We start from the raw sequence: 26,881 nt of genomic DNA on the forward strand, positions 1-26,881 counted from the left end.
GCAGCGCCGGGGCGCCGGCCGTGTTGGCGGTGTTGACCGAGCCGTCGTTGCGCGCCGAGCTGGACCGGATGGCCGCGGCCGTCGGAGTCCGGATCGTGTACGCGGGTGGAGCACCGGCGGTGAGCCGTAAGAACTGGGCGGCCGCCGCCGCGGTGCTGCTCGACGAGGCGGCGGCGCAAGGGTGCGGGCAGGTGGGGCTGCCCCGGCGCGCCCGTGTGTTCGTGGTGACCGCCGGCGAACCCGCCACGGCGACGTGGTCGGCGGCCATCGCGGCCGGAGCCGAACGGGTGCTGCGGCTGCCCGGGCAGGATCACGAGCTGATCCGCGGACTCGCCGACGCCGTGGAAGCGGTGCGCGATGACGGCGTGCGCGGCGACGTGGTCGCCGTCGTCGGGGGGTGTGGCGGGGCGGGCGCCTCGCTGTTCGCGACCGCCCTGGCGCACGCGGCGGCCGGCGCGCTGCTGGTGGACCTCGATCCGTGGGGCGGTGGACTCGATCTGCTGGTGGGTTGTGAGGCCACACCGGGCCTGCGCTGGCCCGACCTGGCATTGCAGGGCGGCCGGCTGACCTGGCCGGCCGTGCGTGATGCCCTGCCCCGGTATCGGGGTATCAGCGTGCTGTCCGGCACCCGGCGCGCCTACGACCTCGAGCCCGGGCCGGTCGACGCCGTCATCGATGCGGGCCGGCGCGGGGCGGTCACCGTGGTGTGCGACCTGCCGCGTCGTCCCGCCGATGCGGCGCAGGCCGCACTCGATGCGGCCGATCTCGTCGTGGTGGTCAGCCCCTGCCACGTGCGCGGGTGCGCGGCCACCGCCGCGATGGCGGAGTCGTTGACGGCGCTCAACCCCAACGTCGGCCTGGTGGTGCGCGGCCCGGCGCCGGGCGGCTTGCGGGCCACCGAGGTCGCCGAGGTCACCGGCCTGCCGCTGCTCGCGGCGATGCGGGCTCAGCCGCAACTCGCCGATCAGCTCGAGCGTGGCGGCCTGCGACCCGGGCGGCGGTCGCCGCTGACGGCCGCGGCGCGCCGGGTGCTTGCCGTGTTGTCCCGGGCGGGGTCGCCCCAGATCGGCAGGGCGGCGTGAACGGCTCCCTGATCGAACGCGTACGTGAGCGGCTGGCCGCCGAGACCGCTTCGCTGTGGTCCCCGCTGCGGCCCGAGGCGGTCGCCGCCGCGATCCGCGCCGAATCCGGCGGCATGCTCGGGGACACCGAGGTGCTGGCCCATCTCCGGGTGCTCGAGACCGAACTGACCGGTGCCGGCATCCTCGAACCCCTGCTGCGCGCGGACGACACGACCGACGTCCTGGTGACCGCACCGGACGCGGTGTGGGTCGATGACGGGAACGGCCTGCGCCGCGCGGGGATCCGATTCTCCGACGAGGCCGCGGTGCGGCGGTTGGCCCAGCGCCTGGCGTTGGCCGCGGGCCGGCGTCTCGACGACGCCCAGCCGTGGGTGGACGGGCAGCTCACCGGAGTCGGTGGCGCACGGGTCGCGGTGCGTCTGCACGCGGTGCTGCCACCGGTGGCGCCCGCGGGCACCTGCCTGTCGCTGCGCGTGTTGCGGCCCGCCACCCAGGACCTGGCGGCCCTGGCCGCGGCGGGCACGATCGACCCCGAGGCCGCCGAGCTGGTGACTGCCGTCATCGCCGCCCGGTTGGCATTCCTGGTGTGCGGCGGCACCGGGGCAGGCAAGACGACGTTGCTGGCGGCGATGCTGGGTGCGGTCGCGCCCACCGAGCGGATCGTCTGCGTCGAGGACGCCGCCGAGCTGGCGCCCCGGCACCCGCACGTGGTCAAGCTGGTCGCGCGTTGCGCGAACGTCGAAGGTGTCGGCGAGGTCCCGGTGCGCCAACTCGTCCGGCAGGCGCTGCGCATGCGGCCCGACCGCATCGTCGTCGGGGAGGTGCGGGGCGCCGAGGTCGTTGATCTGCTGGCCGCGCTGAACACCGGTCATGACGGTGGGGCGGGCACCGTGCACGCCAACAACCCCTCGGAGGTTCCCGCCCGGCTGGAGGCGCTGGCGGCGCTCGGCGGTCTCGATCAGGCCGCGCTGCACAGCCAGCTGGCCGCCGCGGTGCAGGTGCTGCTGCACGTGGCCCGTGACGGGGCCGGCGCTCGCAGGCTGACCGAGATCGCCGTGCTGCGCCCCGCGGACGGCCGGGTTCGGGCGGTCGCGGCGTGGCGCGCGGGTCGGGGACACACAGAGGGTGCCGACGAGCTGCGTCGGCTGCTGCGCGACCGGATGCCGGCATGAGCGGGCCAGTTCTCGGGGCGCTGCTGCTGGCGTTGGCGCTGCTGGCGCTGCCCGGGTCGTCGCACCGCCGCCTCTCCCGGGGTGCGGTCGGCCGCCGGCGGGCCGGGCTGCCCGGACCGAGCGCGGCCGGGTGCGTCGTCGCGGGCATCGCGGTCGCGGCCGCCGTGGCGTTGCCGGTCACGACGGTCCTGGCCGGCGCGGTCCTGGGCGTCACGGCGGTCCTGCGTCACCGCCGCCGTCGCCGCATCCGGCAAGCCATGGACGAGGGCCGGATGCTGGAAACCGCCTTCGACGTCGTCGTCGGCGAACTGCGGGTGGGTTCTCATCCGGTGCGTGCGTTCGGTGTCGCCGCCGACGAGACCGCCGGCCCGGTCGCGGTGTCGCTGCGCGCGGTCGCGGCGCGGGCCCGGCTGGGCGCCGACGTCGCTGCCGGCCTGCGCGCCGCGGCGGGTTCGTCGTCGCTGCCCGCGCACTGGGATCGACTCGCGGTGTGCTGGCAGCTCGCCGGCGAGCACGGGCTGGCGATAGCCACCCTGCTGCGCGCCGCGCAGCGCGATATCGCCGAGCGGCAACGGTTCTCGACGCGAGTGGGGGCGGGTATGGCGGGCGCGCGCGCCACCGCCGCCATCCTGGCCGGGCTCCCGGTGCCGGGGGTGCTTCTCGGTGAGCTGATCGGCGCGCGTCCACTGAGTTTCCTGCTGGGCGGGCACGTGGGGGGATGGCTGTTGGTTGCCGGTTCGACGCTGGCGTGCGGGGGGCTGCTGTGGTCGGATCGCATCACCGATCGGCTGTTCGGATGAATGCCGCGGCGGTGCTGCTGGCCGTGGCGCTGTGGGTTGGCCCCGGCCCGGCGCTGGTGCGGGCGCGTGCTGGTGTGCCGGCCAGGACGCCGGGCCCGCTCCGGAGGCCGCCGCGGGCCCGGGCGCACGGTCGGACCCGCTCGCCGTCGCCTCCAGCCTCGACATCCTGTCGGTGTGCCTGGCGGCGGGCATGGCGGTGCCGGCTGCCGCGGCGGCCACCGCCGGATCCGCCCCGCCCGCGCTGTCGGCGGTGTTGCGCCGCGCCGCCGACCTGCTGGCGCTCGGCGCCGATCCCGCGGTGGCGTGGTCGGTTTCGGCGGTTTCACCGGTCGGGGCGCCCGACGCGCAGACCGATGCGCTGCTGCGACTGGCGCGGCGTTCGGCGGCCTCCGGCGCGGCGCTAGCCGGCGGAGTCGCCGAACTGGCCGACCAGTCCCGCCACGACGCCGTGCACGCGGCCGCCGCGGCCGCCGAGCGCGCCGGGGTCTTGATCGCCGGGCCGCTCGGGCTGTGTTTCCTGCCGGCGTTCTTCTGTCTGGGCGTCGTTCCGGTGGTGGCCGGGCTGGCGCACAACGTCCTGCAGTCGGGTCTGCTGTGAGAAGTGAACGAGGAAGGAAAAACATTGTTGGCCAACATGTTCCGCATATTTCTGGCTCGCATGACCGCCCTGGCGGTCGACGAGTCGGGCATGTCGACGGTCGAATATGCCATCGGCACTTTGGCTGCCGCGGCCTTCGGCGCGATCCTCTACGCGGTCGTCACCGGCGATTCGGTCGTGTCGGCGCTGACCAACATCATCGGTCGCGCGCTCAACACCAAGGTCTAGCGGGCTGTGCGGGTGCGAGCACCGTCGAGGCGGCACTGGCGATCGCTGCGCTGGTGGTGGTGTTCGTGCTGTGCCTGGGCGGTGTCACGGCGGTGTCCATGCAGGTGCGCTGCGTCGACGCCGCCCGCGAGGCCGCGCGCCTGGCCGCGCGCGGCGACCAGCGCCGGGCGCTCGACACGGCCCGCCGCATTGCACCTGCGGGGGCGCGCATCGAGGTTCATCGGGACGGCGATCTCGTGGTGGCCACGGTCGTCGCGCGCTCGCCGCTGGTGCCCGCCCTCGACATCGGCGCCACGACCTTCTCGGCGGCCGAGGTGCCGGGATGAGGGCGGGTCGGCCACCGTGGTCGCGGCCGCCATGGTGGTGGTGGTGCTGTGCGTCACGGTCGCGGGCGCCGCGCTCGGCGCGGTGGTGGTGGCCCGGCATCGGGCGCAGGCGGCGGCCGATCTGGCCGCGCTGGCCGCTGCGGCCCGGCTGCCGGCGGGGGCGGCTGCGGCCTGCGCACACGCCGCAGCGGTGGCCTACCGGATGGGGGCCGCTGCGACCGGCTGCGAGGTGGACGGGCTCGACGTGGTCGTCACCGTGGACGTGGCCGTCGGCTGGAGGGGGCCAGGCGGCACGGCCCGGGCGGCCGCCCGGGCGGGACCCGCCGGCCCCGGATAGTCACGTCGCGTCGCCTTGCACCAGTCCCGCCTCGGCGAGTTCGGCGTCGCTGGGCAGCCGCAGCGAGATCAACCCTGCGAAGGTCTGCGGTTGCAGTTCCACCCGGCTGACGGTGACGTGCACGGGTACCCAATCCGCGTCGTGTCCGGGCATCCGCAACACCCGGCCGGCCGCACCGTCGGCGCATTCCCCTGTCATCGAGGCCAGCAGGTGTTCGTCGTCGGGGTGAACGTCGGGTTTGCCCACAGTGCCGGCGCGCCGGTTGTAGAACGGGCAAGGCTCGTCGAGCCATTGCAGCAGGGTCCAGTCCGAGAGGTCGACGAGCGCGCGGTGAACCCCGGCCCGCGCGAGTCCCGCCAGAATCCGCTGCGCCAGGTCGTCGGTGGATACGACGGGCCCTTCCACTGCGGCGCGCCAGTTCATCGCCCGCGCGACGAGGTGGTCACGGCCGTCGTCGCCCGCTTCCAGCGCGGTGCGGGCGACGAAGCCGATCCGGATGGGCATGCCCTGCCAGTCGGTGAAATCCCAGGTGCTGCAGAATGTCTGGTCCGGCCCGGCTTCGACGGCCAGGGCCAGCACCTTGGCTTCGTTCGGGTTGAGCTCGCGCGACGGCAGGTCTTCGGTGAACGCCCTGCCCAGGGTGACCCCGATTTCGGGATTCTTGCCGCTGTTGGTGAGCGATTCCTGCGTATCGGTGGCCACGCCCAGTGTCAGGTCCCACTTCAGCGGGCCGGGGATCGGCCGTTCGGGCGGATCTTCGTCGGGGGGGCCGATCCACACGTGCACGCCGTGGACGCGGCCGTCGGACATCACCACCGGTTCGGTGCGAATGACACGGTCCCGCTTGGAGGTGATGCTGGTGAACGGCTGGCCGGTCTGCACCGACTCCGCGATCGCGGTCCGCACCGCGGGCAGGTAGCGGCCCCGGCGCAGGAATGCGGTGATCGGGACGAGGTTCTGCAGCTGCCGGCCCTGCGCCACGACAGCCGGGTCGCCCCCCAACGTCTCCACGAGCAACCAGTCGTGGGCCATGCGCGCAGTTTACCGGCTGCGCCGCGTCCCCGGACCCGGCGGGCGGCCCGCCCTGTCGGCGTGCCGGGGAGCACAAACGGCCGGCTACGGCGTCGCCCCGTCGATCCCGGGTGCACCCACCAGCAACCCGGGCGCGCCGCCCGCGCCGGAGGCGCCGGAGGCGCCGTCAGTGATGCCGGGTCCGCCGTTGCCGCCGTTGCCGCCGTCGCCGATCAGCACCGCGTTACCGCCGGTTCCGCCGTCCCCGCCAGTAATCTTGGAGGTTCCGCCCTCCCCGCCGGCGCCCGCGTTGCCAAACAGGCCGGCGTCGCCGCCCGTCCCGCCAGTCCCGGCGTCCCCTGAGACGGAGGCCCCGCCCCCGCCGCCGGCACCGCCGTCGCCGATCAGGATGGCGGTACCGCCGTTGCCGCCGGTTCCGCTGGCGGAGTTGATCCCCAATCCGCCGCCGCCGCCGGCACCCCCGTCGCCGATCAGGGCCGCGTTGCCGCCGTTGCCGCCGCTGCCGCCGGTGTCCTTGCCGAACCCGCCGGTTCCGCCGGCCCCGCCGGCACCCGACAGCAGTCCGCCGTTGCCGCCGTGCCCGCCGGCCCCGCCGGTGGTGGTGCCGCCGTATCCGCCGGCTCCGCCCGCGCCGCCGCTACCGGTCAGGCCGTAGCCGGCCAGAGGTCCGGCGTCGCCGCCGGCGCCGCCGTTGCCGCCCGCGTCTGCGCCGAATCCGCCGGGTCCGCCGATGCCGCCGCCTGTGCCCAGCAGCCCCCCGGTGCCGCCGGCGCCCCCGGTGCCGCCGTCGCCGCCCCCGCTCCATCCTCCGGTTCCGCCCGTGCCGCCGCCCCCGAACAGCCCGCCAGCCCCGCCGGCTCCGCCGGCCCCGCCGTCGCCGGATGTGGCGTAGCCGCCGGCCCCGCCGGCCCCGCCGGCCCCCAGCAGCCCGCCCGCGCCGCCGTCACCGCCGCCGGCGCCCACGGCACCGGCCCCGCCGGCCCCGCCGTCGCCGATCAGCCACCCGCCGGCCGCGCCGGCGGCGCCCGAGCCTGTGGCGGCGTTGGCGCCGTTGCCGATGAGCGGACGCCCGGTCAGCGTCTCGACGGGGGCGTTCACCGCGTTGAACACCGGCTGCAGCGGCGAGGCGCCGCCGTCGATGCCCGCCCCACCGATGGTGGGGCCGAACCCGCCCTCGCCGCCGTTTCCGGGGGTGCCGATCAGCGCGGCTGCACCGCCGTCACCGCCGGCGCCGCCGGTGACTTGCCCCTGGCCGCCGGCCCCGCCGGCGCCGCCGGTGCCCAGCAGCACACCGGCGTGGCCGCCGTCCCCGCCGTCACCGCCGCCGCCTTGTCCGCCCCCGTATCCGCCCGCCCCGCCTGCCCCGCCGGCTCCGAGCAGGGTGGCGTCGCCGCCGGTCCCCCCCGCCCCGCCGGTGCCCCCGTAGCCGGTGCCGCCGGCCCCGCCGACGCCGCCGGCCCCGGACAACAGTCCAGCGTTGCCGCCGTGCCCGCCGGCGCCGCCGTTGTCGTTGCCGAACCCGCCGGCCCCGCCGGCGCCGCCGTGCCCGGTCAGCGGGCCGGCGTTGCCCCCGTTGCCCCCGGTGCCGCCGTCTGCCACGGTGCCGGTCCCGCCGGTGCCGCCCGCGCCGCCGCCCCCGCCGACGAATCCGCTGAACAGCCCGCCGGCTCCGCCGGCCCCGCCGTTGCCGCCGGTGGAGTTGGTCCCGCCGGCTCCTCCCGCGCCGCCGCTGCCGAACAGCCCGCCGGCGCCGCCGGCACCGCCGTTCCCTGCGATTGAGCCGCCAGTGGATTGCCCGGTCCCGCCGGCCCCGCCGTTACCCCACAGCAGCCCGCCGTCCCCGCCGTTGCCGCCGTTCCCGCCGTTACCGAACCCGCCACTGCCGCCGGCCCCGCCGGTGCCGATCAGCCCCGCGGCCCCGCCGTTGCCGCCGGCCTCGCCCGCCGCGCCGGCCCCGCCGGCCCCGCCGTTGCCGAGCAGCCAGCCGCCCGGGGCGCCGTTGGCCCCGGTACCCGGGGCCCCGTTGGCGCCGTTGCCGATCAGCGGGCGGTCGGTGAGCGCCAGGCTGGGCGCGTTGATCGCGCCGAGCACGGCCTGCTGTATCGACTGCACCGGATTGGCCGTGAACGCCGAAACGGTGGCGGCCTCGGCGGTGGCGTAGGAGCGCGTCGCCGCGGTCAACTGCTGCACGAACTGACCGTGGAACGCCGCCGCCCGCGCGCCCAGCGACTGAAAGTCGCTACCGTGGGTGGAGAACAGCGCCGCGATGGCCGCCGAGACCTCGTCCTGGGCCGCCGGCAGCACCCCCGTGATCCGTGCGGCCGCGGCCGCGTTGGCCGTGTCGATTCTGGAGCCGAGATCGGCCAGCGCGCCCGCGGCCGTCCCCATCGCGTCCGGCACCACCACCAATGACATCGCAGCCCCCTCGGCCTGACACGAACGGTAATTTCGGGCTAAAACCTACCCGCGTGTTGACGCCGACGAGCGGTCAGTCAGCGGTTCGTCAACACCTGGCAGCCGCCCGTTAACGTGTCGGGCCTGATCCGACCTGTTCAGCGCGATTCGCCGACCAACCGCCCCAGCACCAGCCGCAGCACCGTCACCGCGCCGGCCTTGTCGAGCGGGTCGTTGCCGTTGCCGCATTTGGGTGACTGCACGCACGACGGGCAGCCCCGCGCGCATTCGCACGCCTCGACGGCCTCCGCCGCGGCGCCCAGCCAGGTGGCGGCCCGGCGGAAGCCGCGTTCGGCGAACCCCGCCCCGCCGGGGTGGCCGTCGTAGACGAACACACTCGGCAGGCCGTCGGGGCCGGTCGCGGTGGACAGCCCGCCGATGTCGCCGCGGTCGCAGCTGGCCACCAGCGGCAGCAGCCCGATCGCCGCGTGCTCGGCGGCGTGCAGCGACCCGGGGATGCGGGGTGCGTCGATACCGCCGTCCAGCAACGCCTCCGGCGTGACGGTGTACATGACCGCGACCGTCTCCAGGGTGTGTTCGGGCAGGTCGAGCTCCACGAAGTCGATGACCTCCCCGGAAAGCCGGCGGCGCAGGTAGCCGACCAGCCGGCGGGTGACCCGGACCGGCACCAAACCCACCGTGACCGAGCCGAACCCGCTCCGTTCGCCGCCACCGGTGACGACGATGTCGGTGAGCTCGCGCGCGAACGTCGTATGGCCGGGATCCTCGGCGTGCACGAACGCGATCCCGCCGTCGAAGTCCAGGGAGTCGACGACGTAGCTCTCGCCCTGGTGCAGATACACCGCCCCCGGGTGGACGCAGGCCGGGGCCTGGCTGAGGCCGACGCTGCCCAGCAGCCGCCCGGTGTCGGCCTCCACGATCACGATCTGGCCACCCGCGCCCCGGATGTCCACGGCGCCGTGGGGGTTCAGGCCCGGCGCGGGGAAATAGCGGTCGTTGCGCAGCCGCAGCAGTCCCTCGTCGACCAGGCCCGCGGCGACCTCGGTTGCGCCCAGAGCGCGCACTTCGGCCACATCGAGCGGCAGTTCGGTTGCCGCGCAGAGCAGTTGCGGGCCCAGCAGATAGGGGTTGGCCGGATCGATCACCACCCGCTCGACCGGTTTGCCCAGCAGCGCGGCGGGGTGGTGCACCAGGTAGGTGTCCAGCGGGTCGTCGCGGGCGATCAGCACGACCAGCGCCCCCTGGCCCCGCCGACCGGACCGGCCCGCCTGCTGCCAGAACGAGGCGACCGTGCCCGGGAACCCGGCCAGCACCACCGCGTCCAGCCCGGCGATGTCCACGCCCAACTCCAGCGCGTTCGTGGTGGCCAGACCGCGCAGCCGACCCTCGGCCAGGGCGCGCTCCAGCGCGGTGCGGTCCTCGGCGAGGTAACCGGCCCGATACGACGCGACCGTGCCCGACAGGTCGGGGGCGACGTCGTCCAGCCGTGCCCGCGCCCCCAGGGCGGTCAGCTCCGCGGCCCGGCGCGACCGCACGAACGTCAGGGTCTGGGCACCCTCGGCGACCAGGTCGGCCATCACCCGCGCCGCCTCGGCCCCGGCCGAACGGCGCACCGGCGCGCCGTGTTCGCCCGTCACGTCGGTGCGCAGCGCCGGCTCCCACAGGGCCACCGTGCGGGAGCCCCGGGGTGAGCCGTCGTCGGTCACCTCCTCGACGGGCTGTCCGATCAGCTCGGCGGCCGTCGCGCCCGGCGAATCCGTGGTCGCGCTGGCGAAGATCACCGTCGGGTAGGACGAGTAGCGCGCGCACACCCGCAGCAGCCGGCGCAGCACCATGGCCACGTTCGAGCCGAAAACCCCTCGGTAGTAATGACATTCGTCGACGATCAGGAACCGAAGGCCGCGCAGCAGGGCGGCCCAGCGGGCGTGGTTGCCCAACATCGACACGTGGATCATGTCCGGGTTGGAGAACAGCCATCGGGAGCGTTCGCGCGCGAAGCGGCGCACCTCGGCGGGGCTGTCGCCGTCGTAGGCGGTGGGCGCCACCCCGAGACCGGGATCGCGCAGCCGCGCGACGGCGGCGGTCAGGGTGTGCGCGGCGCGCAACTGGTCGTGGCCGAGCGCCTTGGTGGGCGACAGGTAGAGCACCCGTGCCCGCGGGTCGGTGGCCAGGGCGTGCAGGACGGGAAGCTGATAGGCCAGCGATTTGCCCGACGCGGTGCCGGTGCTGACCACCACGTGCCGCCCGGCGTGGGCCAGCTCCGCGGCCCGCGCTTGGTGTGACCACGGGCGGGTGATGCCGCGTTCGGCGAACGCCCGGACCACGTCCGGCTCGGCCCAGTCCGGCCAGTCGGCTGTCCGCCCGGGGCGCGCGGGCAGCTCGGCGACGTGGCGCAGCGGGTGCTCGTCCGCGGCGGCGCCGGCGAGCGCGACGGCAAGCAGGTCGGCGCCGAAACTGGACACCAGGCACCCTCCGATACCCCGTCGCCGGTACAAGTCTGTCGCCGACGCGACGAACGTGATTGACTGCTGGGGGTCGCAGCTTCTGTGTTCGTGTCACACTTTCGCAGGATCGACGTTGCGGCCGCGGTTCCTGCGAGGTTAATCGGTCGGGTGAAGTTCCGGCGACTCGGCGAGGTATGGCGGTCGTATCAGGCCCGGGGCACCGAAAAGCGGTGCCCCGCACCCAGAAGAAAAGGAAAGATCGAGAAATGCCACAGGGAACTGTGAAGTGGTTCAACGCGGAGAAGGGCTTCGGGTTCATCGCCCCCGAAGACGGTTCCGCGGATGTTTTTGTCCACTACACGGAGATCCAGGGTTCGGGCTTCCGCACCCTTGAGGAAAACCAGAAGGTTGAGTTCGAGATCGGCCACAGCCCGAAGGGCCCCCAGGCCACCGGCGTCCGCTCGCTGTAGAGACGAGCAGGCTCCCACGACAACCCCCGGTTGGTCCTGTCCAGCGGGCCGCCGGGGGTTGTCGTCGTGGCCCGGCCGCGCCGCAGCGACGCCGCGCCGATCACCTCGGGGCGCAGATACCCGAACTGCCCTACTGTCGGTGGCGTGAGCCAGCTGTCCTTCTTCACCGCGGAGTCGGTGCCGCCTGCGGCTACCGATCTCGCCGGGGTCCTGGCGGCTTCCGGGCAGATCGTGATGGTCGGCGCGCCCGGCGACCACGGTGCCCGGCTCTCGGTGGTGGTGGATCAGCTCTGGCGGGCGTCGGCACTCGCCGAGATGATCCGGGACGCGGGCCTGGTCCCCGAAACCGGCCGTACGGAGGAGGACACCCCGTTGGTGCGGACGGCGGTGAGCCCGGCGTTGGTGACCATCGCCGCCGAATGGACGCGCGGCGCGGTCAAGACGGTGCCCCCGCGGTGGTTGCCCGGGCCGCGCGAGCTGCGGGCCTGGACCCTGGCGGCGGGCCGCCCCGAAGGCGACCACTATCTGCTGGGTCTGGATCCGCACGCGCCCGACACCCACTCGCCGCTGGCGTCGGCCCTCATGCGGGTCGGGATTGCACCCACCCTGATCGGCACCCGCGGCGGCCGGCCGGCGCTTCGGATCAGCGGTCGCCGACGCCTGTCGCGCCTGGTGGAGAACGTGGGGGAGCCACCTGGCGACGCGGACGCGTCGGCGTCGTGGCCGCGGGTGTGACGCTGCGTCAGGGCCCGCGTTCGGCGGAGCCGGTTTGCGCAGGCGCGCCCCAGGGTGCGAAATTGTCAGGTGCCCTGAAGACGAAGGAACGCCCGCGTGCCCGAAGTTCACCGGAATTTTCGCCCTCGGCCTGTCATTCTTCCTGCAGGGCGGTCTCGCGAGGGGCCGGGACGAGAGATGGAGTGTAAGCGCAGTTGGCTGACCCGAAGCTGAACGAACCGAGAAGACCTGGCGGCGCCGTGAACGGGAGCCCCAGGCGACTGGTGATCGTCGAGTCGCCGACCAAGGCGCGAAAACTGGCCGGCTATCTGGGCTCGGCGTACATCGTCGAGTCGTCGCGTGGCCACATCCGTGACCTGCCGCGGGCGGCGGCCGACGTCCCCGCGAAGTTCAAGTCCGAGCCCTGGGCGCGGCTGGGCGTCGATGTCGACCACGACTTCGAACCGCTCTACATCATCAGTCCGGAGAAGAAGAGCACAGTCAGCGAGCTGAAGGGCCTGCTCAAAGACGTCGACGAGCTCTACCTGGCCACAGATGGCGACCGCGAGGGCGAGGCGATCGCCTGGCATCTGCTGGAAACTCTGAAGCCGCGTATCCCGGTCAAGCGGATGGTGTTCCACGAGATCACCGAGCCGGCCATCCTGGAGGCCGCGGCCAACCCGCGCGACCTGGACATCGACCTGGTCGACGCGCAGGAGACCCGTCGCATCATGGACCGGCTGTACGGCTATGAGGTCAGCCCGGTGCTGTGGAAGAAGGTCGCGCCCCGGCTTTCGGCGGGTCGGGTGCAGTCGGTGGCCACCCGGATCATCGTGCAGCGCGAGCGCGATCGGATGGCGTTCCGCAGCGCGTCGTACTGGGATGTGGTCGCCGAACTGGACGCCGGCGTGTCCGACCCGACAGCGTCCCCGCCCATCTTCAACGCCCGACTGACCAGCGTGGACGGCATGCGCGTGGCCACCGGCCGCGATTTCGACTCCCTGGGGCAGCTGCGCAACCGGGGCGATGGGGTCGCCCCGGACGTTGTGGTGCTGGACGAGGCGCGGGCGACGGCGCTGGCGGCCGGCTTGCGGGGCAGCGAGCTTTCCGTGGCGTCGGTGGAGGAGAAGCCCTACACGCGGCGCCCTTACGCGCCGTTCATGACCTCCACGCTGCAGCAGGAGGCGGGCCGCAAGCTGCGGTTCTCCGCCGAGCGCACGATGAGCATCGCCCAGCGGCTCTACGAGAACGGCTACATCACCTATATGCGTACCGACTCGACCACGCTGTCGCAGTCGGCCATCGACGCCGCGCGCACCCAGGCGCGTCAGCTCTACGGCGAGGAGTACGTCGCCGCATCCCCGCGCCAGTACACCCGCAAGGTGAAGAACGCCCAGGAGGCGCACGAGGCGATCCGCCCGGCGGGTGAGACGTTCGCCACCCCGGACGCGGTGCGCCGCGAACTCAACGGCGACGAATTCCGGCTCTACGAGCTCATCTGGCAGCGCACGGTCGCCTCGCAGATGGCCGACGCGCGCGGGACCACGCTGAGCCTGCGGATCGCGGGGCGCTCCGGGGACCAGCAGGTAATGTTCTCGGCCAGCGGCCGCACCCTGACCTTCGCGGGCTTCCTCAAGGCCTACGTGGAGACCGTCGACGAACTCGCCGGCGGCGAGGCCGACGACGCCGAGCGGCGGCTGCCGCAGCTGACCGAGGGGCAGCGGCTGGCCGCCCGCGAGCTGACCCCCGACGGGCACGCCACCAACCCGCCGGCGCGCTTCACGGAGGCCTCGCTGGTCAAGGCGCTCGAGGAGCTGGGCATCGGCCGGCCGTCGACCTACTCGTCGATCATCAAGACCATCCAGGATCGCGGCTACGTCCACAAGAAGGGCAGCGCGCTGGTGCCCTCGTGGGTGGCGTTCGCCGTCACCGGCCTGCTCGAGCAGCACTTCGGCCGGCTCGTCGACTACGACTTCACCGCCGCGATGGAAGACGAACTGGACGCGATCGCCTCGGGCCAGGAACGGCGCACCGACTGGTTGAACAACTTCTACTTCGGCGGGGACCACGGCGTGGCCGACTCGGTGGCCCGCGCCGGGGGGCTGAAGAAGCTGGTCGGGGTCAACCTCGAGGGCATCGACGCCCGCGAGGTCAACTCGATCACACTGTTCGACGACGATCAGGCCCGACCGGTCTATGTCCGGGTGGGCAAGAACGGCGCCTACCTGGAGCGCATGGTGACCGGCGAGGACGGCGAACCGAAGCCGCAGCGCGCCAACCTCAACGACTCGCTGACGCCCGACGAACTGACTCTGGACCTGGCCGAGGAACTGTTCGCCACGCCGCAGGAGGGACGCGTGCTCGGGGTGGATCCGGAGACGGGCCACGAGATCGTCGCCAAGGACGGCCGATACGGCCCGTACGTCACCGAGGTCCTGCCTCCGGCGCCCGACGAGGACGGCGGCGCCGCCGCGCCCGCGAAGAAGGGCAAGAAACCCACCGGCCCCAAGCCCCGGACCGGTTCGCTGCTGCGCAGCATGGACCTGCAGACCGTCACCCTGCAGGACGCGCTCACGCTGCTGTCGCTGCCCCGCGTGGTCGGCGTCGACCCCGACTCGGGTGAGCAGATCACCGCGCAGAACGGCCGATACGGGCCCTACCTCAAGCGCGGCACCGATTCCCGGTCACTGGCCACCGAGGAGCAGATCTTCGACATCACCCTCGAGGAAGCGCTGCGCATCTACGCCGAGCCCAAACGACGCGGCCGGCAGGCCGCTGCCGCACCGCCGCTGCGCGAGCTGGGGACCGATCCGGCGTCGGGCAAGCCGATGGTGATCAAGGACGGCCGGTTCGGCCCCTATGTCACCGACGGAGAGACCAACGCCAGCCTGCGCAAGGGCGACGAGGTGGCGTCGATCACCGACGCGCGGGCCGCCGAGCTGCTGGCCGACCGCCGGGCGCGGGGTCCGGTGAAGCGGCCCGCCAAGAAAACCGCGCCGCGCAAGGCTGCCGCCAAATCGGGGGCCAAGAAACCCGCCAAGCGCGGCTAACTCGACACCGGCTGCCGGGTGACCCCGCCGTGGGCGGCGAGCTTCACCGGCCGGGCCAGCTGGGTGGGGGCCACCCGCCCGCGCAGCTCGACCACCTCGCCGACATCCCAGCACAGGGCCTCGGCGTCCAGCGCGCCGCTGACCGCGTTCGCCGACGCGAGCACGTGACCGGTCTCCAGCTTGGCCAGCTCGGTGAGGCGCGCGGCCTCGTTGACGGGATCGCCGATCACGGTGTACTCGAAGCGGGCCTGCGCACCGATATGGCCGGCGATGGCCCGCCCGGCTGACACCCCGATCCCGAACTCGGCGGACCCGATGACCGGCAGCAGCGCATCGTGCAGCTCACGGGCGGCCGCCAGCGCCCCGCCGGAGGCGTCCGGGTGTTCGATGGGAGCGCCGAAAATGGCCAGCGCGGCGTCGCCCTGGAACTTGTTGACGAACCCGCCGTGCCGGCCGACGGTGTCGACGACCACCCGGAAGAATTCGTTGAGCAAATGCACGACCTCGGCGGGTGGGCGGGTCGCGGCCAGCTGGGTGGAACCGACCAGATCGACGAACAGCACGGCGACGTGACGTTCCTGCCCGCCCAGTTCGGTGCCCCGCTCCAGGGCCCGGCGGGCCACGTCCTCGCCGACGTAGCGGCCGAACAGGTCCCGCAGCCGCTGCCGCTCGGACAGGTCGCGGACCATGTCGTTGAACCCGGCCTGCAGCAGTCCCAGCTCGCTGGCGTCATAGATCTGCATGTGCGCGTTGTAGTTTCCGCGCTGCACCTCGCTCAGCGCCCAGCGCAGCTGGCGCAGCGGGTCGGCGATCGACATGGCCACCAGCAGCGTGCTGACGAACCCGATGCCCAGCGCCGCCAGGGCCAGCAACAGGATCGGAGTGAACAACTTCTCCGGCGTGGCGTGCAGCAACGAGGCCTTGTCGGCCACCACCGCCAGCACGATCGCCAGCACCGGCACGGCGGTGGACAGCATCCAGGACAGGATCTGCCGCAGGATGACGCCGGGCGCCTTGACGTTCTCCGGCACTCCGCTGCGCAGGGCGGCGACGGCGACCGGCCGCAGCACCCGCTCGGACTGCAGGTAGCCGATGATCGCGGTGGCGGCGGCGCCCAGGCCGATGGCGACGGCCACGACGGGCGCCACGAACCCGGCGACCGACCAGCTGGCGACGATGAACACCACGCCGCCGATGCACCAGGCCGCCATGCTGGTGAGCGTGCGGTAGAACGGCATGCGCAACGCCCGGCTGCGCGCGAGTTCGGTGGCGGCCGGGTCGGCTTCGGTGAGCAGGTTGTCGCGGCGCTGCCAGCGGAAGACGGGCATCAGCAGCTTGAGGTTCACCACCGAGACGGCGAGGAACAACACCACCAGCGAGGCCGCGAACACCGCCAGGTTACGGACCGGAAGATCCTGCAGCTGGAGGCGGTCCGTGGGCGGCAGGCCGTAGCGCAGGAAACCGAGCACGACCAGGGCGCCGACGATGTCGGCCTGCACCATGCCCAGCAGGAACAGCGGCCACGGGGTGCGCACCACCCACCGGACGAACCCATTGATCCGCCCGGGCAGTGTTGCCGCGGTTGCCATGGATCCACCGTATCGGTCCACGGCTATTTGTTGGAAAACTCTAAGGACCACGGCACGTCGGGCGGCGGGGCCCGTGTCTTGGCGAGGTCACGAAACGATCGCGAAATGGTGGCCGGCCGGTGTCCGTCGGACGGTGTCACTACTGTTGCCGGTGATGTCCGGGGTGTTTACGCGGCTGGTGGGCCAGGAGGCGGTGGAGGCCGAGCTGCTGGCCGCGGCCAGGGCCGCGCGCGGTGATTCCGCTCACAGCGACAGCATCGACGGGACTATGACACATGCCTGGCTCATCACCGGGCCGCCGGGTTCCGGGCGCTCGGTGGCGGCGCTGTGCTTTGCGGCCGCACTGCAGTGCACCGGGTCGATCGCCGACGGCGGCCCGGGTTGCGGGCGCTGCCGCGCGTGCACGACGACGATGGCCGGCACCCACGCCGACGTACGCCGGGTGATTCCCGAAGGGCTGTCCATCGGGGTCGACGAGATGCGCGCCATCGTGCAGATCGCATCGCGCCGTCCCTCGGGCGGGCACCGCCAGATCGTGGTGATCGAGGACGCCGACCGGTTGACCGAGGGCGCGGCGAACGCCCTGTTGAAAGTCGTCGAGGAACCGCCGCCGTCGACGGTGTTCCTGCTGTGCGCGCCGTCGGTGGATCCCGAGGACATCGCGGTCACGCTGCGGTCCCGGTGCCGCCACGTCGCGCTCGTGACGCCGTCGACGGCGGCGATCGCGGGTGTGCTGGTCGACACCGACGGTGTGGACGCCGGGACCGCCGGCTGGGCCGCCTCGGTCAGCGGCGGCCACGTGGGCCGCGCGCGGCGGCTGGCCACCGACCCCGAGGCCCGGCAGCGACGGGAGCGGGCGCTGGCGCTGGTGCGCGACGCCGCGATCCCGGCGCGGGCTTATGCGGCCGCCGAGGAGCTGGTGGCCGCGGCTGCGGCGGAAGCTGTGGTGTTGACCGCCGACCGCGCCGAGGCCGAGACCGAGGAGCTGCGGACCGCGCTGGGCGCCGGCGGGACCGGCAAGGGCGCCGCGGGTGCGCTGCGCGGCGCGGCGGGCGCGATCAAAGACCTGGAACGGCGGCAGAAGTCGCGTCACACCCGGGCGTCGCGGGACGCACTGGATCGTGCCCTGATCGACCTGGCGACGTATTTCCGGGACGCGCTGGTGATGTCCGCGGGTGCGTGCGAGATCCGGCCCAACCACCCGGACATGGCCGAGCGGGTGGCGGCGCTGGCCCGCCACGCCACGCCCGGGCGGCTGCTGCGCTGCATCGAGGCGGTGCTGGGATGCCGCGAGGCGCTGGCGAGAAACGTCAAACCCAAGTTCGCCGTCGACGCCATGGTCGCCACCATCGGCCAGGAACTCGGGTAATCGACGTCGCCCGGCGACGATGCTTGCCGTATGGGCGGCCCGAGGAGGAGCCGGGCAATCCTGACTTGCGTTAGACTCGTGCCGCCCCACGCGGGCGCGCCGCCTTAGCTCAGTCGGTAGAGCGATTCACTCGTAATGAATAGGTCAGGAGTTCGATTCTCCTAGGCGGCTCCGAACATGCAGTGAGGGGCGGTTCAGTTCTCCCTTACGACGCGTAAATGAGGCTCAGCTCGACGCTTATTCGCCGGAAATGTGTTGTCGCGTCGAGCGCGGCGGTGTAGTTCCCCGCCTGATAAGCGCGGTCGATGATGTAGTGCTTTCCGGTCACGTTGGGGGTCGAGTGCCCCGGAATGATGCGCGTCTCACGATGACAGCTAGTCAGGGTAGATACCGGCGAAGCGGTCGCCGACGTTCCGTAGCGCGGCGCGAAGTCAGATCGGGTCGATGTTTTGTGGAGCAACCGGCCGCTGCGATGGGTGCGCGGCGATGCTCAGACATCCGAAAATGGGACGGAAACGTCGCTGGTGCTCCGATGCCTGCAAGCAGATGGCGCGGCGGCAGGGCGGGGTGTGACGGGCCTGGGGCGTGGTCGCGGCGGCGGCGGTGCCGGGGCGAATTATCTGGAATTATCCCGATTTCTTCCTAGAGCTAAAGTCGTAAGCTTGCTAAAGTTCTTGCAGCACAAACGAATCAGTCTCACTGACGCAGATTGGAGCTGTGAAAACCTTGTCGTTTCTTGCCGTGATTCCCGAAGAGATTCTTTCCTCAGTTTCCAGCTTGACCGGCATCGGTTCGTCCCTCGACGAGAGCCTCTCGTCGAAGATACCCGCCCTCACCGACATTCCGGCCATGGCCGAAGACGAGGTGTCCGCCGCGATCAGTGCGCTGTTCAACAGCCACGCCGCGGTGTTTGAGGGGATCGCGACTCAGGCGAGGAATTTTCACGCCCGGTTCGCCAACATTCTCGGTTCGGGAGCCAGTCTGTATTCCGATGCGGAATCCTCGGTGGTGTCAACATTGTCGACACCCTCCGCGTCTTTCCTCGGTGTGCATTGGTTTTCTCCTGTTCTCGACCTGACCGGGCGGCCCTTGTTCGGTAACGGTGTCAGCGCAGCTGCGGATACAGGTAAGGCCGGTGGTGCCGGTGGATGGATTTTCGGCAACGGAGGTAACGGCGGTTCCGGAGCAGCGGGTCAAGCGGGCGGCGCGGGCGGTGCCGGAGGGTTCCTGTTCGGTGTCGGCGGGCACGGCGGCACGGGTGGTAACGGAGTCAGTACAGTCGACGGCGGAGCCGGTGGCGCGGGCGGAAACGGTGGCGCGGGCGGATTCCTGTTCGGCACCGGTGGAACCGGGGGTAACGGTGGCACCGGTTTCACCGCGACTGGGGCGGGGACGGGCGGGAACGGGGGTGCCGGCGGTGCCGGAGGCGCGGGCGGGTTCCTCTTCGGTCACGGGGGTCTCGGCGGAGACGGGGGCAACGCGGGCGACGGCGGTAGCAGCGGTACCGGCGGAATCGGAGGTAACGCCGGTACCGGGGGGCATGGCGGCTGGTTCGGCGCGTCCGGTGACGGTGGCAACGGCGGCAACGGCGGCAACGGAGAAACCGGGGGTGCAGGCGGGGCCGCAGGCCATTCCGGTGGGTGGGGCGGCGTAGCGGGGCATCCGGGCCTCGCGGGGAAGGGGTCAGGATTCTCCGTCATCGACACCATCCACGTGGACAACAATCCGTACGGGGTGGCGGTCAATTCCAGCGGCGACGTGTACGTCACCAACGATGTCAGTAGCGGCACGGTGACGGAGATCAGCCCCTCAAACAGCATCACCGGTGATCCCATCACCGTGGGCAGCAACCCGGACGCGGTAACGGTCAGCCCCGAAACCAACTACGTGTACGTGGCCAACGCAGGCAGCGACACGGTATCGGTGATCAGCTCCTCAGGCAGCGTCTCCAACACAATCACCGTGGGGGACGATCCGGTCGCGGTAGTGGCGGGCTTCCGAGGCGAAGTTGTCGCCGCCAACAACGTCAGCGGCTCGGTTTCGTCTAGCGCCCCCTTCCCCAGCTCAAGCGCAGCCGCCCCCAGCATCCCCGTGGGGACGGGACCGGACTCGCTGGCGACCAACTCCAGCAACATCGACAGCGACGTGTATGTCGCCAACGGAGGCAGCGGCACGGTATCGGAGCTCAACTCCTATGGAAGCACTGTCCTCGATACCTATACTGTGGGCGGTCATCCGGACGGGCTGGCGGTCAACGCCAGCGGCGACATCTATGTCGGCACCGCCGACGGCAACACGGTGACGGAACTCAACTCCACCGGCACCGTCATCGACACCATCACCGTCGGCACCAACCCGGACGCGCTCGCGGTCAACCCCACCACAGGCACCGTCTACGCGGCCAACGCGGGTAGCGACACGGTGTCGGAGATCAGTTCCTCGGGCACCGTCATCGGCACCGCCTCCGTGGGCGGCGTCCCGGACGGGGTGGCGTTCAACGCCGTCAACGGAGACGTGTACGTCACTGTCGGCAGCGCCGACACGGTGGACGTTCTCGGTGGGTAGGGTCAGCCGCGGTGTTGTGCCGATCAGGGGACGCCCCGGCAACACCGCGGTCGGGTAGTGGACCGCGCCAAGAACGTCGTGCTGCACCGTGCCCAGGTCGGATCGGATCGTGGTCGCGATCCCCGACGACGGGGTCCGCAGGGGTCGGCACCCGCCGCGTCGGTCGTTGCGTACGCGTGTCCTCCGGCCCCGGGCAGAGAGGCGATCCCGCGCGTCCCGGGCGGCTGCACGCTTTCAGACGCCGAGCGTCACGCCAGCGCGACGCTCCGCGTCCGTTGTCACGCCAGCGTGACGCTCGGCGCCGCTCAGGCCGGCGCCAGGAAACCCACGGGCCCCGACGCGAGGCACAACGACAGCGCGGCGGTGTCGGCGCGCACCGTGATCGCATCCCCGGCACCCGGCAGGCGCACGAAAACCCGGTTGAGTCCCGGATGCACCGCAACCCGGACGTCGGGTCCCTGGTTCAGCGACAACGTCATCGACCCGTCGCTGTTGGCCAGGTAGTTCAGTTCGACGGTCCAGTCGGCGGGCAGCAGGGGCCCGTCGAGCACCAGCCGCGCCGGTTTGTCCGGCTGCGCGAAGTATCCGCACCGCGGCAGCGGTCCCGGCACGATGGTGCGTACCCACGTCACGTGCGCGTCGACCAGCCGGCCCGAGCTGTCCAGCATGCGCAATTGTGTTGTCGCCGAGGAGAATTCCGGTCGGTCCCGGACCAGGGCGAACAAGTGGCTGGCCAGGTTCTCTGGTCCGACGATCCGCTGTAGCACCAGCGGGTCGACCTCCTGGTCGAGCAGCGGCGCCTTCGAGGCCGCGTGCGCGCTCGCCAGGCCGGCCAGGGTGTTGCGCAGGTAGGGCTGCGCGGGGTTGTCGCGCCAACTCGCCAGAAACGTCGCCGTCGAGTACAGGCTGCTGGCCACGAACGCCGCCGCCAGCACACCCACCGCCACGGCGCGCCCGGGAGAGGCGTCCAGCCGGCGCGCCGGACCCGGCCGGTTGGGGGCGCACAGCGCGACGGCGGCCAGCAGCGTCAGCACCACGACGAGATCGGGCAGATACCGCAGCGTCTGGGCGAGCTCGAGTGCGGTCAGCTTCGACGAGCGCATCAGGTAGATCGGCACCTGGCAGGCGACGGCGTAGCCGGCCGCGGTGAGCCAGACCGGTCCGATGCGCTGCTTGCGGACCAGGGACAGCGCCAGCAGCCCGGCCAGCAGCAGCCAGCCGAGCGCCATCACCGCCGGGCCGGGCGCGGCCCACGGGGAGGCCGGGGCCCACCGGTCCCAGCGCCACGGCCCGCCGGCCAGCCCGGGCACGATGCCGTGGGTGACCGATCGCCACAGCAGCGCCCCGGTCATCGACGGGTCGAAACTCCACCGCCGCTGGTTGACGACAGCCAGATAGACCGCCACCCAGGCGAGGGTCAGCGCCAGGCAGGCCACCCACAACCGCACACCGGCCCGCCACACCGTCCGCAGAGCCAACCGGTCGCCCCCCACGTGAGCCAGCAATGCGGCCACGGCAAAGGCGACGAACGGGATCACCGCGGCCTTCTCGAAGAACACCAGGCCCGCGAGGTAGGCCAGCACACCGGTCACCGCGTAACGCCGGTTGCCGGTGCGCACCAGCAGGATCGCGTCGGCGCACACCCAGGACAGCGCGGCCAGCATCGGCAGCGAGTTCAGCGCCGCCGCCCACCAGGCGAACCCGGGCACCGCCAGCGGGGTGAACAGCGCGAACGTCAACGGGATCAGCAGCACCGGGCGCCAGCCCAGGATGACGTACAGGGCGCGCAGCAGGGCCAGCGAGACCAGCAGCGCCAGCAGCACGAGGCTGATCGCCGGGCCCGTCCAGTCCAGGGGTGCGGCCCGGATGATGGCGCCGGCGAGCAGGAACGCGGCCGGCATCAGGTGACCGTCGTGGTCGTCGAACAGGTACGACGGCGACCACAGCCCCTCGGTGCCGGCCTTGCCGACGAGAATCAGGTCGTCCCAGTAAAAGTAGCCGCCGAACGCCAGCACGGCGCGGATGCCCAGCTGCACCGCGATCAGCGCGGCGGCGGCCACGGCGACCCACGGGATGCGGGTCTTGGGCAAGGCCCGCCGGTATGGTGGGCCGGTGCGCGCACTGGTCACCGGGGCAGCCGGTTTCATCGGGTCGACGCTAGTCGACCGTCTGCTGGCCGACGGTCACACGGTGGTGGGGCTGGACAACTTCGCCAGCGGCAAAGCGGCCAACCTCGAACACCTGGCCGGCAACCCGGCCTATGACTTCGTCGAGGCCGACATCGTGACCGCGGAGCTGGACGACGTCCTGGACCGGCACCGCCCCGAGGTGGTGTTCCACCTGGCGGCGCAGATCGACGTGCGGCGCTCGGTCGCCGACCCGCAGTTCGACGCGTCGGTCAACGTGCTCGGCACGGTCCGCCTGGCCGAGGCGGCGCGGCGCGCCGGTGTCCGCAAGATCGTGCACACCTCCTCGGGCGGGTCCATCTACGGCGTCCCGGCGCGCTACCCGACCCCCGAGACGGTCCCCACCGACCCGGTGTCGCCGTACGCCGCGGGCAAGGTGGCGGGGGAGATCTACCTGAACACCTTCCGCCACCTGTACGGCCTGGACTGCTCGCACATCGCCCCGGCGAACGTCTACGGCCCCCGCCAGGACCCGCACGGCGAGGCCGGCGTGGTGGCGATCTTCGCCCGGGCGCTGTTGGCGGGCAAGCCCACCAAGGTGTTCGGCGACGGCGGCAACACCCGCGACTACGTGTTCGTCGACGACGTGGTCGAGGCGTTCGTCAAGGCTTCCGGCGAGGCGGGCGGCGGGCAGCGTTTCAACATCGGCACGGGCACCGAAACCTCGGACCGGCAACTGCATTCGGCGGTGGCGGCGGCCGCCGGCGCGCCTGATGACCCGCAGTTCCACCCGCCGCGCCTGGGCGACCTGAAACGGTCCTGCCTGGACATCGGCCTGGCCGACAGCGTGCTGGGCTGGCGCCCGCAGGTGGACCTGGACGAGGGAGTGCGCCGCACCGTCGACTACTTCCGCCGGGTGCGCACGGGCTAGCGTTGCCCGGGTGCCTGCGCACCCTCGAGCGCGACCGCCCGGGCCAGCCGCGCGTAGCGCAACTCGAGGTCCTTGAACCGTAGGTAGGTGCTCAGCGTGGTGAAACTGAACGCCATGATCAGCGCGTAGAGCATCAGGTCGGTGCCGCGGCGCACCCCGAACCAGTGCGCGATCACGGTGGTGTCGTCGGGCCGCAGCACGGCATAGACGCCGGCCAGCACGAAGGCCACATATCCGACCTTGACCCAGGCCCGCGACCGCGCGCTCCTTCGCGACCGCAGCAGGTAGACGAGCAGTGCGACGATCGACCCGATCAGCAGCACCTGGATCCAGTTCATTCGTTAAGTCCTTTTCATCTCGGATGCCTGCCGCGCAGGAACCCGTCGAAGATGATGTTGACGCCGTTGAGCAGCGGCTGCCCTTTGGACTTCGAGTACTCGGTGTAGAGCACTTCGACCGGTTGTTCGGCTACCCGCCAATGGTTTTCGTCGATCAGCATGACGAACTCGTTGGCGTGGCTCATGCCGCTCATCGTGATGTCGAGCCCGTCGGCGACCTTCTTGTTGAACACCCGCAGCCCGTTGTTGGTGTCGGTCAGGCCGAGGCGGCGGCCACGCCGGCTCAGCCGCGCGGCGGTCTGCAGCACAACGCGTTTCACCAACGGCGGCCGGCCGCTCTCTCCGCCGCCGAATCGGGTTCCGATCACGACGTCGACGTCCCCCGCGCCGAGCCGGTCCACCATTGCGGCCAGGTCTTTGACACGGTGCTGGCCGTCCGCGTCGAACGTCGCGAAAAGCCGCGCCCCGGGCTGCTTTCGGGCGTACTCGACACCGGTCTGGATCGCGGCGCCCTGACCCAGGTTGACCGGATGGCGCACGAGGTGGGCCCCGGCCCGCAGCGCGATGTCGCCGGTCCCGTCGGTGCTGCCGTCGTCGACGCAGACGACGTGGTCGAATACCGCACGGACGTCGGCGATCACCTCGCCGATGACGGCGGCCTCGTTGAAGGCGGGGATGACGATCCAGGCGTCGGGATAGTGCTTTTCGATCCCCATAACCTACACCCAGGACACCGTTCAGCCGGGGAAGCGCCCCGCACGCGAGAGTGCCACGACATGCACAGCGATCCCTACCAGCGGACCGCACAGCAGGCCGATCACGGTACGGGCCGGCAGCGGCAGCGGCACCATCAGCAGCAGTCCCGACGCCGCCGTCGCGACGACCCAGCCGAGCGAATATGCCTGGTGCAGCGCGGCCGCGACCGCGGCGGCACCCGTCAGCGTCAGCATCGCGATGGCCACCGCGGCGGCGGTCAGCCAGGCCAGCAGCGCGCCGCTCGCCTGGTACTGCGCCCCGAACCCGACGCGCAGCAACCACGGCCCCACCACGCCCGCCGCCAGAACTCCGAGGACCCCGATGCCGCCGATCGCCCCCGCCGGTGCGAGCAGTGCCCGCAGTCGGTCGTTGCGCTCGTCGACGAAATGCGCGATCAGGTTGCCCTGCATCGCGGTCAGCGGCACCAGCAGCGGCGCGCGGGTCAACGTCACCGCCAGGATGATCACGCCGCCCTGTGCCCCCAGCTCGGCGCTGGTCAGCTTCAGCAGCACAGGGAACCCCATCACCAGGATCGCGCTCGCCCCGGCCGCGGTGATCGAATGGGTGGCGCCCCGCAGGAAGGTCGCCGCGCCGCCGGGTGTCCGCGCGCGGGCCGCGAGCCGAGCCGCCGGCGAGGCCACCAGCATGATCAGCCACGCCACCGCGCCGGCCACGGTCGCCCACAGGAACCCGGCGAGTCCCCAGCCGAGCGTGAACGTGGCGGCGGCGACCGACACCCGGATCACCGCATCGGTGACCATCAGCGCCCCGTACTGCGTCCATTGGTCGGTGCCGGCCAGCATGCCCAGCAGCGTGGCGTGCAGGCAGAACCCGGCCAGCCCGACGCCGAGCAGCGCGACCGACAACCAGCGCTCGGCCACGAACACCCGCCCGCTCCACAACGGTGAGCTCCCGGCGATGACGATCCCCGCGGCCACCCCGACCAGCGCGGCAATCCGCAAGGGATGGGTGCGGGTCCCGTTCGGGCCGGGCGGGGTGTCGGAGCCGGCGAAGGGGCGGTTCGCGCGGACCTCCCGCGTGGTCTCCTGCAACAGCCCGTTGGTCGCGCCGGTGACCAGTCCGAACGCGCCCCAGAACACCCCGAACACCGAGAACCCGCCGGGGGCCAGGTCACGGGCGGCCAGATAGATGATCGCGTAGCCACACAGGGCGGTCAGCGCAGTCGCAGCGCCGACGCGGGCCATGCTGCCGCGAGCGACCGGGCCGCTGGTGGCTCCGACTTCGGTCACCGGGACGACACCCCTGGCCGGCCGACCCGATGCAACGACACAGCCTGAAGATAGTGTGTCGCCGTCGGCGCGCGGCGACGGCGATCGGTTTCGCTAGTGTTGGCGGCTGTCGGGAAGGATTCATGGCCTCGTTCCGCACCTTCGGGGTCTCGCTGTTGCTCACCGCGGTCGCCCTTGCACTCGGATACGCCCACGGCGGCACCAAGGACCTGTTGTTGCTGCTGGCGTTGGCGGTGCTCGAGGTTTCGCTGTCCTTCGACAACGCGATCATCAACGCCGCGGTTCTGAAGCGGATGAGCCCGCTGTGGCAGCGGATGTTCCTGACGGTCGGGATCCTGGTCGCGGTGTTCGGGATGCGGCTGCTGTTCCCGCTGGTCATCGTCTGGGCTACCGCGGGTCTGCACCCGGTTCGCGCGATGGAGCTGGCGCTGCATCCGCCGGCGAACGGCGCCCTGGTGTTCCCGGACGGCTCCCCGAGCTACGAGAAGCTGATCATCGCCGCGCACCCCCAGATCTCCGCGTTCGGTGGGATCTTCCTGTTGATGCTGTTTTTGGACTTCGTCTTCCACGACCGAGAAATCAAGTGGCTCAAATGGATTGAGGTCCCCTTCGCCCGTGTGGGGCGGCTCGGCCAGGTTTCGGTGATCGTCACCGGGACCGCACTGATCCTGGCCGGCACCCGGTTGACGCACTCCAGCGATGAACGTGCGACGGTGCTGACCGCCGGAGTGCTGGGCCTGGTCACGTACCTGGTCGTCAACGGGCTCAGCCGTGCGTTCCGGCCGTCCGACGCGGAGACGGCGCCGACCCTCAGCGCGGCGGTCGGCAGGGCCGGTTTGATGCTGTTCCTCTACCTCGAGGTTCTCGACGCCGCCTTCTCGTTCGACGGGGTCACCGGCGCCTTCGCGATCACCTCGGATCCGATCGTCATCGTCCTGGGTCTGGGAGTGGTGGGCTCGATGTTCGTGCGCTCCATCACCATCTACCTGGTCCACCAGGAAGCGCTGGAACGCTACGTCTATCTCGAACACGGCGCGCACTGGGCGATCGGCGTGCTGGCCGTGATCATGCTGGTCTCGATCGAACCCCGCTATCAGCTACCAGAAATATTCACCGCGTCGGTCGGTGTGCTCGTCGTGGGGGCGGCGTGGACCTGGAGCGTGCTGCGCAACCGCCGCGACTCCAGGTCCGCCGCCTGACTTCCTCCCGCGGTGTCAGTGCCCCTGGGCCTTGAACCGCTCGATCGAGCGCTGGATCTCGGCCTCCGCGTCGGCGCGGCCGACGAAGTC

General features: G+C 72.0%; 21 protein-coding genes, 1 tRNA gene and 2 pseudogenes. 15 read left to right on the plus strand and 9 right to left on the minus strand.

Annotation, left to right across the window (positions count from 1 at the left end; genetic code table 11):
* Positions 1-29 precede the first annotated feature (29 nt).
* The 7 genes and pseudogenes from ssd (at position 30) to AC2VOK_RS07265 (ending at position 4,543) form a co-directional block, all read left to right on the plus strand.
* A complete protein-coding gene (gene ssd / locus AC2VOK_RS07235) occupies positions 30-1,082 on the plus strand; it encodes a septum site-determining protein Ssd (RefSeq protein ID WP_428899872.1) in 1,053 nt (350 codons plus the stop codon).
* The gene (locus AC2VOK_RS07240; RefSeq protein ID WP_428899856.1) at positions 1,079-2,254 is read left to right on the plus strand and encodes a TadA family conjugal transfer-associated ATPase; all 1,176 of its coding nucleotides are present in this window, start codon (positions 1,079-1,081) and stop codon (positions 2,252-2,254) included. Before ssd ends, AC2VOK_RS07240 begins: the two co-directional genes overlap by 4 nt.
* On the plus strand, positions 2,251-3,054 hold the full coding sequence (locus AC2VOK_RS07245) for a type II secretion system F family protein (RefSeq protein ID WP_428899857.1): 804 nt from the start codon (positions 2,251-2,253) through the stop codon (positions 3,052-3,054). The genes AC2VOK_RS07240 and AC2VOK_RS07245 overlap by 4 nt, the downstream gene beginning before the upstream one ends.
* Positions 3,051-3,652 (plus strand): annotated as a pseudogene (locus tag AC2VOK_RS07250) (type II secretion system F family protein). Before AC2VOK_RS07245 ends, AC2VOK_RS07250 begins: the two are co-directional and overlap by 4 nt.
* A gap of 36 nt (positions 3,653-3,688) precedes the next feature.
* Complete coding sequence (locus tag AC2VOK_RS07255; RefSeq protein WP_428899873.1) at positions 3,689-3,880, plus strand: DUF4244 domain-containing protein; 192 nt, start codon at positions 3,689-3,691, stop codon at positions 3,878-3,880.
* A gap of 35 nt (positions 3,881-3,915) precedes the next feature.
* Complete coding sequence (locus AC2VOK_RS07260; RefSeq protein ID WP_428899874.1) at positions 3,916-4,206, plus strand: TadE family type IV pilus minor pilin; 291 nt, start codon at positions 3,916-3,918, stop codon at positions 4,204-4,206.
* Between the two features lie 16 nt (positions 4,207-4,222).
* Positions 4,223-4,543, plus strand: a complete 321-nt coding sequence (locus AC2VOK_RS07265) for an Rv3654c family TadE-like protein (protein WP_428899858.1) — start codon at positions 4,223-4,225, stop codon at positions 4,541-4,543.
* Here the strand turns inward: AC2VOK_RS07265 and AC2VOK_RS07270 are convergent, their stop codons facing one another.
* The 3 genes from AC2VOK_RS07270 to AC2VOK_RS07280 all read right to left on the minus strand — a co-directional run bounded on the left by AC2VOK_RS07270 (position 4,544) and on the right by AC2VOK_RS07280 (position 10,452).
* Positions 4,544-5,575, minus strand: a complete 1,032-nt coding sequence (locus AC2VOK_RS07270; protein ID WP_428899859.1) for a PAS domain-containing protein — start codon at positions 5,573-5,575, stop codon at positions 4,544-4,546. It lies immediately after the preceding gene.
* 84 nt (positions 5,576-5,659) lie between these two features.
* Positions 5,660-7,990 carry a PE family protein gene (locus tag AC2VOK_RS07275; RefSeq protein ID WP_428899860.1) on the minus strand — a complete coding sequence of 777 codons (2,331 nt, stop codon included), beginning with the start codon at positions 7,988-7,990 and terminating at the stop codon, positions 5,660-5,662.
* A 137-nt stretch (positions 7,991-8,127) separates the two neighbouring features.
* Complete coding sequence (locus tag AC2VOK_RS07280) at positions 8,128-10,452, minus strand: DEAD/DEAH box helicase (RefSeq protein WP_428899861.1); 2,325 nt, start codon at positions 10,450-10,452, stop codon at positions 8,128-8,130.
* Between the two features lie 248 nt (positions 10,453-10,700).
* Here AC2VOK_RS07280 and cspA point away from each other — a divergent pair, with 248 nt between their 5' ends.
* From cspA to topA, 3 genes are all read left to right on the plus strand, one after another.
* Complete coding sequence (gene cspA, locus AC2VOK_RS07285; RefSeq protein ID WP_007772268.1) at positions 10,701-10,904, plus strand: cold shock protein CspA; 204 nt, start codon at positions 10,701-10,703, stop codon at positions 10,902-10,904.
* Positions 10,905-11,048: 144 nt separating this feature from the next.
* On the plus strand, positions 11,049-11,639 hold the full coding sequence (locus AC2VOK_RS07290; protein WP_428899862.1) for a hypothetical protein: 591 nt from the start codon (positions 11,049-11,051) through the stop codon (positions 11,637-11,639).
* A 194-nt stretch (positions 11,640-11,833) separates the two neighbouring features.
* The gene (topA, locus tag AC2VOK_RS07295; RefSeq protein ID WP_428899863.1) at positions 11,834-14,668 is read left to right on the plus strand and encodes a type I DNA topoisomerase; all 2,835 of its coding nucleotides are present in this window, start codon (positions 11,834-11,836) and stop codon (positions 14,666-14,668) included.
* Here topA and AC2VOK_RS07300 read toward each other — a convergent pair.
* Entirely contained in the window at positions 14,665-16,257 is a 1,593-nt protein-coding gene (locus tag AC2VOK_RS07300) for an adenylate/guanylate cyclase domain-containing protein (RefSeq protein WP_421531331.1), read from the minus strand. The genes topA and AC2VOK_RS07300 overlap by 4 nt on opposite strands.
* 154 nt (positions 16,258-16,411) lie before the next feature.
* Between AC2VOK_RS07300 and AC2VOK_RS07305 the strand changes: the two genes are divergently transcribed.
* From AC2VOK_RS07305 to AC2VOK_RS07315, 3 genes are all read left to right on the plus strand, one after another.
* Positions 16,412-17,626 carry a DNA polymerase III subunit delta' gene (locus AC2VOK_RS07305; protein ID WP_428899864.1) on the plus strand — a complete coding sequence of 405 codons (1,215 nt, stop codon included), beginning with the start codon at positions 16,412-16,414 and terminating at the stop codon, positions 17,624-17,626.
* A 98-nt stretch (positions 17,627-17,724) separates the two neighbouring features.
* A tRNA-Thr gene (locus tag AC2VOK_RS07310) sits at positions 17,725-17,797 on the plus strand.
* A 546-nt stretch (positions 17,798-18,343) separates the two neighbouring features.
* A complete protein-coding gene (locus AC2VOK_RS07315) occupies positions 18,344-20,191 on the plus strand; it encodes a PE-PGRS family protein (protein ID WP_428899865.1) in 1,848 nt (615 codons plus the stop codon).
* A gap of 305 nt (positions 20,192-20,496) precedes the next feature.
* Here the strand turns inward: AC2VOK_RS07315 and AC2VOK_RS07320 are convergent, their stop codons facing one another.
* A complete protein-coding gene (locus tag AC2VOK_RS07320; protein ID WP_428899875.1) occupies positions 20,497-22,281 on the minus strand; it encodes a hypothetical protein in 1,785 nt (594 codons plus the stop codon).
* A 22-nt stretch (positions 22,282-22,303) separates the two neighbouring features.
* Between AC2VOK_RS07320 and AC2VOK_RS07325 the strand changes: the two genes are divergently transcribed.
* Positions 22,304-23,248 (plus strand): NAD-dependent epimerase/dehydratase family protein, encoded by a 945-nt coding sequence (locus tag AC2VOK_RS07325; protein WP_428899866.1) that lies wholly within the window; start codon positions 22,304-22,306, stop codon positions 23,246-23,248.
* Here AC2VOK_RS07325 and AC2VOK_RS07330 read toward each other — a convergent pair.
* From AC2VOK_RS07330 to AC2VOK_RS07340, 3 genes are read right to left on the minus strand one after another with little or no spacing between them, the layout of a single operon-like run.
* Positions 23,245-23,586: a DUF2304 domain-containing protein gene (locus AC2VOK_RS07330; RefSeq protein ID WP_421530959.1), complete on the minus strand. Its 342-nt coding sequence runs from the start codon at positions 23,584-23,586 to the stop codon at positions 23,245-23,247. The two genes, AC2VOK_RS07325 and AC2VOK_RS07330, sit on opposite strands and share 4 nt — an antisense overlap.
* A 14-nt stretch (positions 23,587-23,600) precedes the next feature.
* On the minus strand, positions 23,601-24,302 hold the full coding sequence (locus tag AC2VOK_RS07335; RefSeq protein ID WP_428899867.1) for a glycosyltransferase family 2 protein: 702 nt from the start codon (positions 24,300-24,302) through the stop codon (positions 23,601-23,603).
* A 21-nt stretch (positions 24,303-24,323) separates the two neighbouring features.
* A complete protein-coding gene (locus tag AC2VOK_RS07340) occupies positions 24,324-25,547 on the minus strand; it encodes a hypothetical protein (protein ID WP_428899876.1) in 1,224 nt (407 codons plus the stop codon).
* 167 nt (positions 25,548-25,714) lie between these two features.
* On the opposite strand from AC2VOK_RS07340, the gene AC2VOK_RS07345 reads away from it, so the two are divergent.
* Positions 25,715-26,791, plus strand: a complete 1,077-nt coding sequence (locus tag AC2VOK_RS07345; RefSeq protein WP_428899868.1) for a DUF475 domain-containing protein — start codon at positions 25,715-25,717, stop codon at positions 26,789-26,791.
* Positions 26,792-26,806: 15 nt separating this feature from the next.
* Here AC2VOK_RS07345 and AC2VOK_RS07350 read toward each other — a convergent pair.
* Positions 26,807-26,881, minus strand: a pseudogene (locus AC2VOK_RS07350) (inorganic diphosphatase); the annotation flags it as partial.

The organism is Mycobacterium sp. TH-M116 (assembly GCF_057473685.1).

Coding starts and splice junctions, on each gene's coding strand:
- AC2VOK_RS07340 (WP_428899876.1), bottom strand. CDS start 25,547: ATGGCCCGCGTCGGCGCTGCGACTGCGCTGACCGCCCTGTGTGGCTAC.
- AC2VOK_RS07305 (WP_428899864.1), top strand. CDS start 16,412: ATGTCCGGGGTGTTTACGCGGCTGGTGGGCCAGGAGGCGGTGGAGGCC.
- AC2VOK_RS07270 (WP_428899859.1), bottom strand. CDS start 5,575: ATGGCCCACGACTGGTTGCTCGTGGAGACGTTGGGGGGCGACCCGGCT.
- AC2VOK_RS07255 (WP_428899873.1), top strand. CDS start 3,689: ATGTTCCGCATATTTCTGGCTCGCATGACCGCCCTGGCGGTCGACGAG.
- AC2VOK_RS07330 (WP_421530959.1), bottom strand. CDS start 23,586: ATGAACTGGATCCAGGTGCTGCTGATCGGGTCGATCGTCGCACTGCTC.
- cspA (WP_007772268.1), top strand. CDS start 10,701: ATGCCACAGGGAACTGTGAAGTGGTTCAACGCGGAGAAGGGCTTCGGG.
- AC2VOK_RS07245 (WP_428899857.1), top strand. CDS start 2,251: ATGAGCGGGCCAGTTCTCGGGGCGCTGCTGCTGGCGTTGGCGCTGCTG.
- AC2VOK_RS07345 (WP_428899868.1), top strand. CDS start 25,715: ATGGCCTCGTTCCGCACCTTCGGGGTCTCGCTGTTGCTCACCGCGGTC.
- AC2VOK_RS07335 (WP_428899867.1), bottom strand. CDS start 24,302: ATGGGGATCGAAAAGCACTATCCCGACGCCTGGATCGTCATCCCCGCC.
- AC2VOK_RS07275 (WP_428899860.1), bottom strand. CDS start 7,990: ATGTCATTGGTGGTGGTGCCGGACGCGATGGGGACGGCCGCGGGCGCG.
- AC2VOK_RS07300 (WP_421531331.1), bottom strand. CDS start 16,257: ATGGCAACCGCGGCAACACTGCCCGGGCGGATCAATGGGTTCGTCCGG.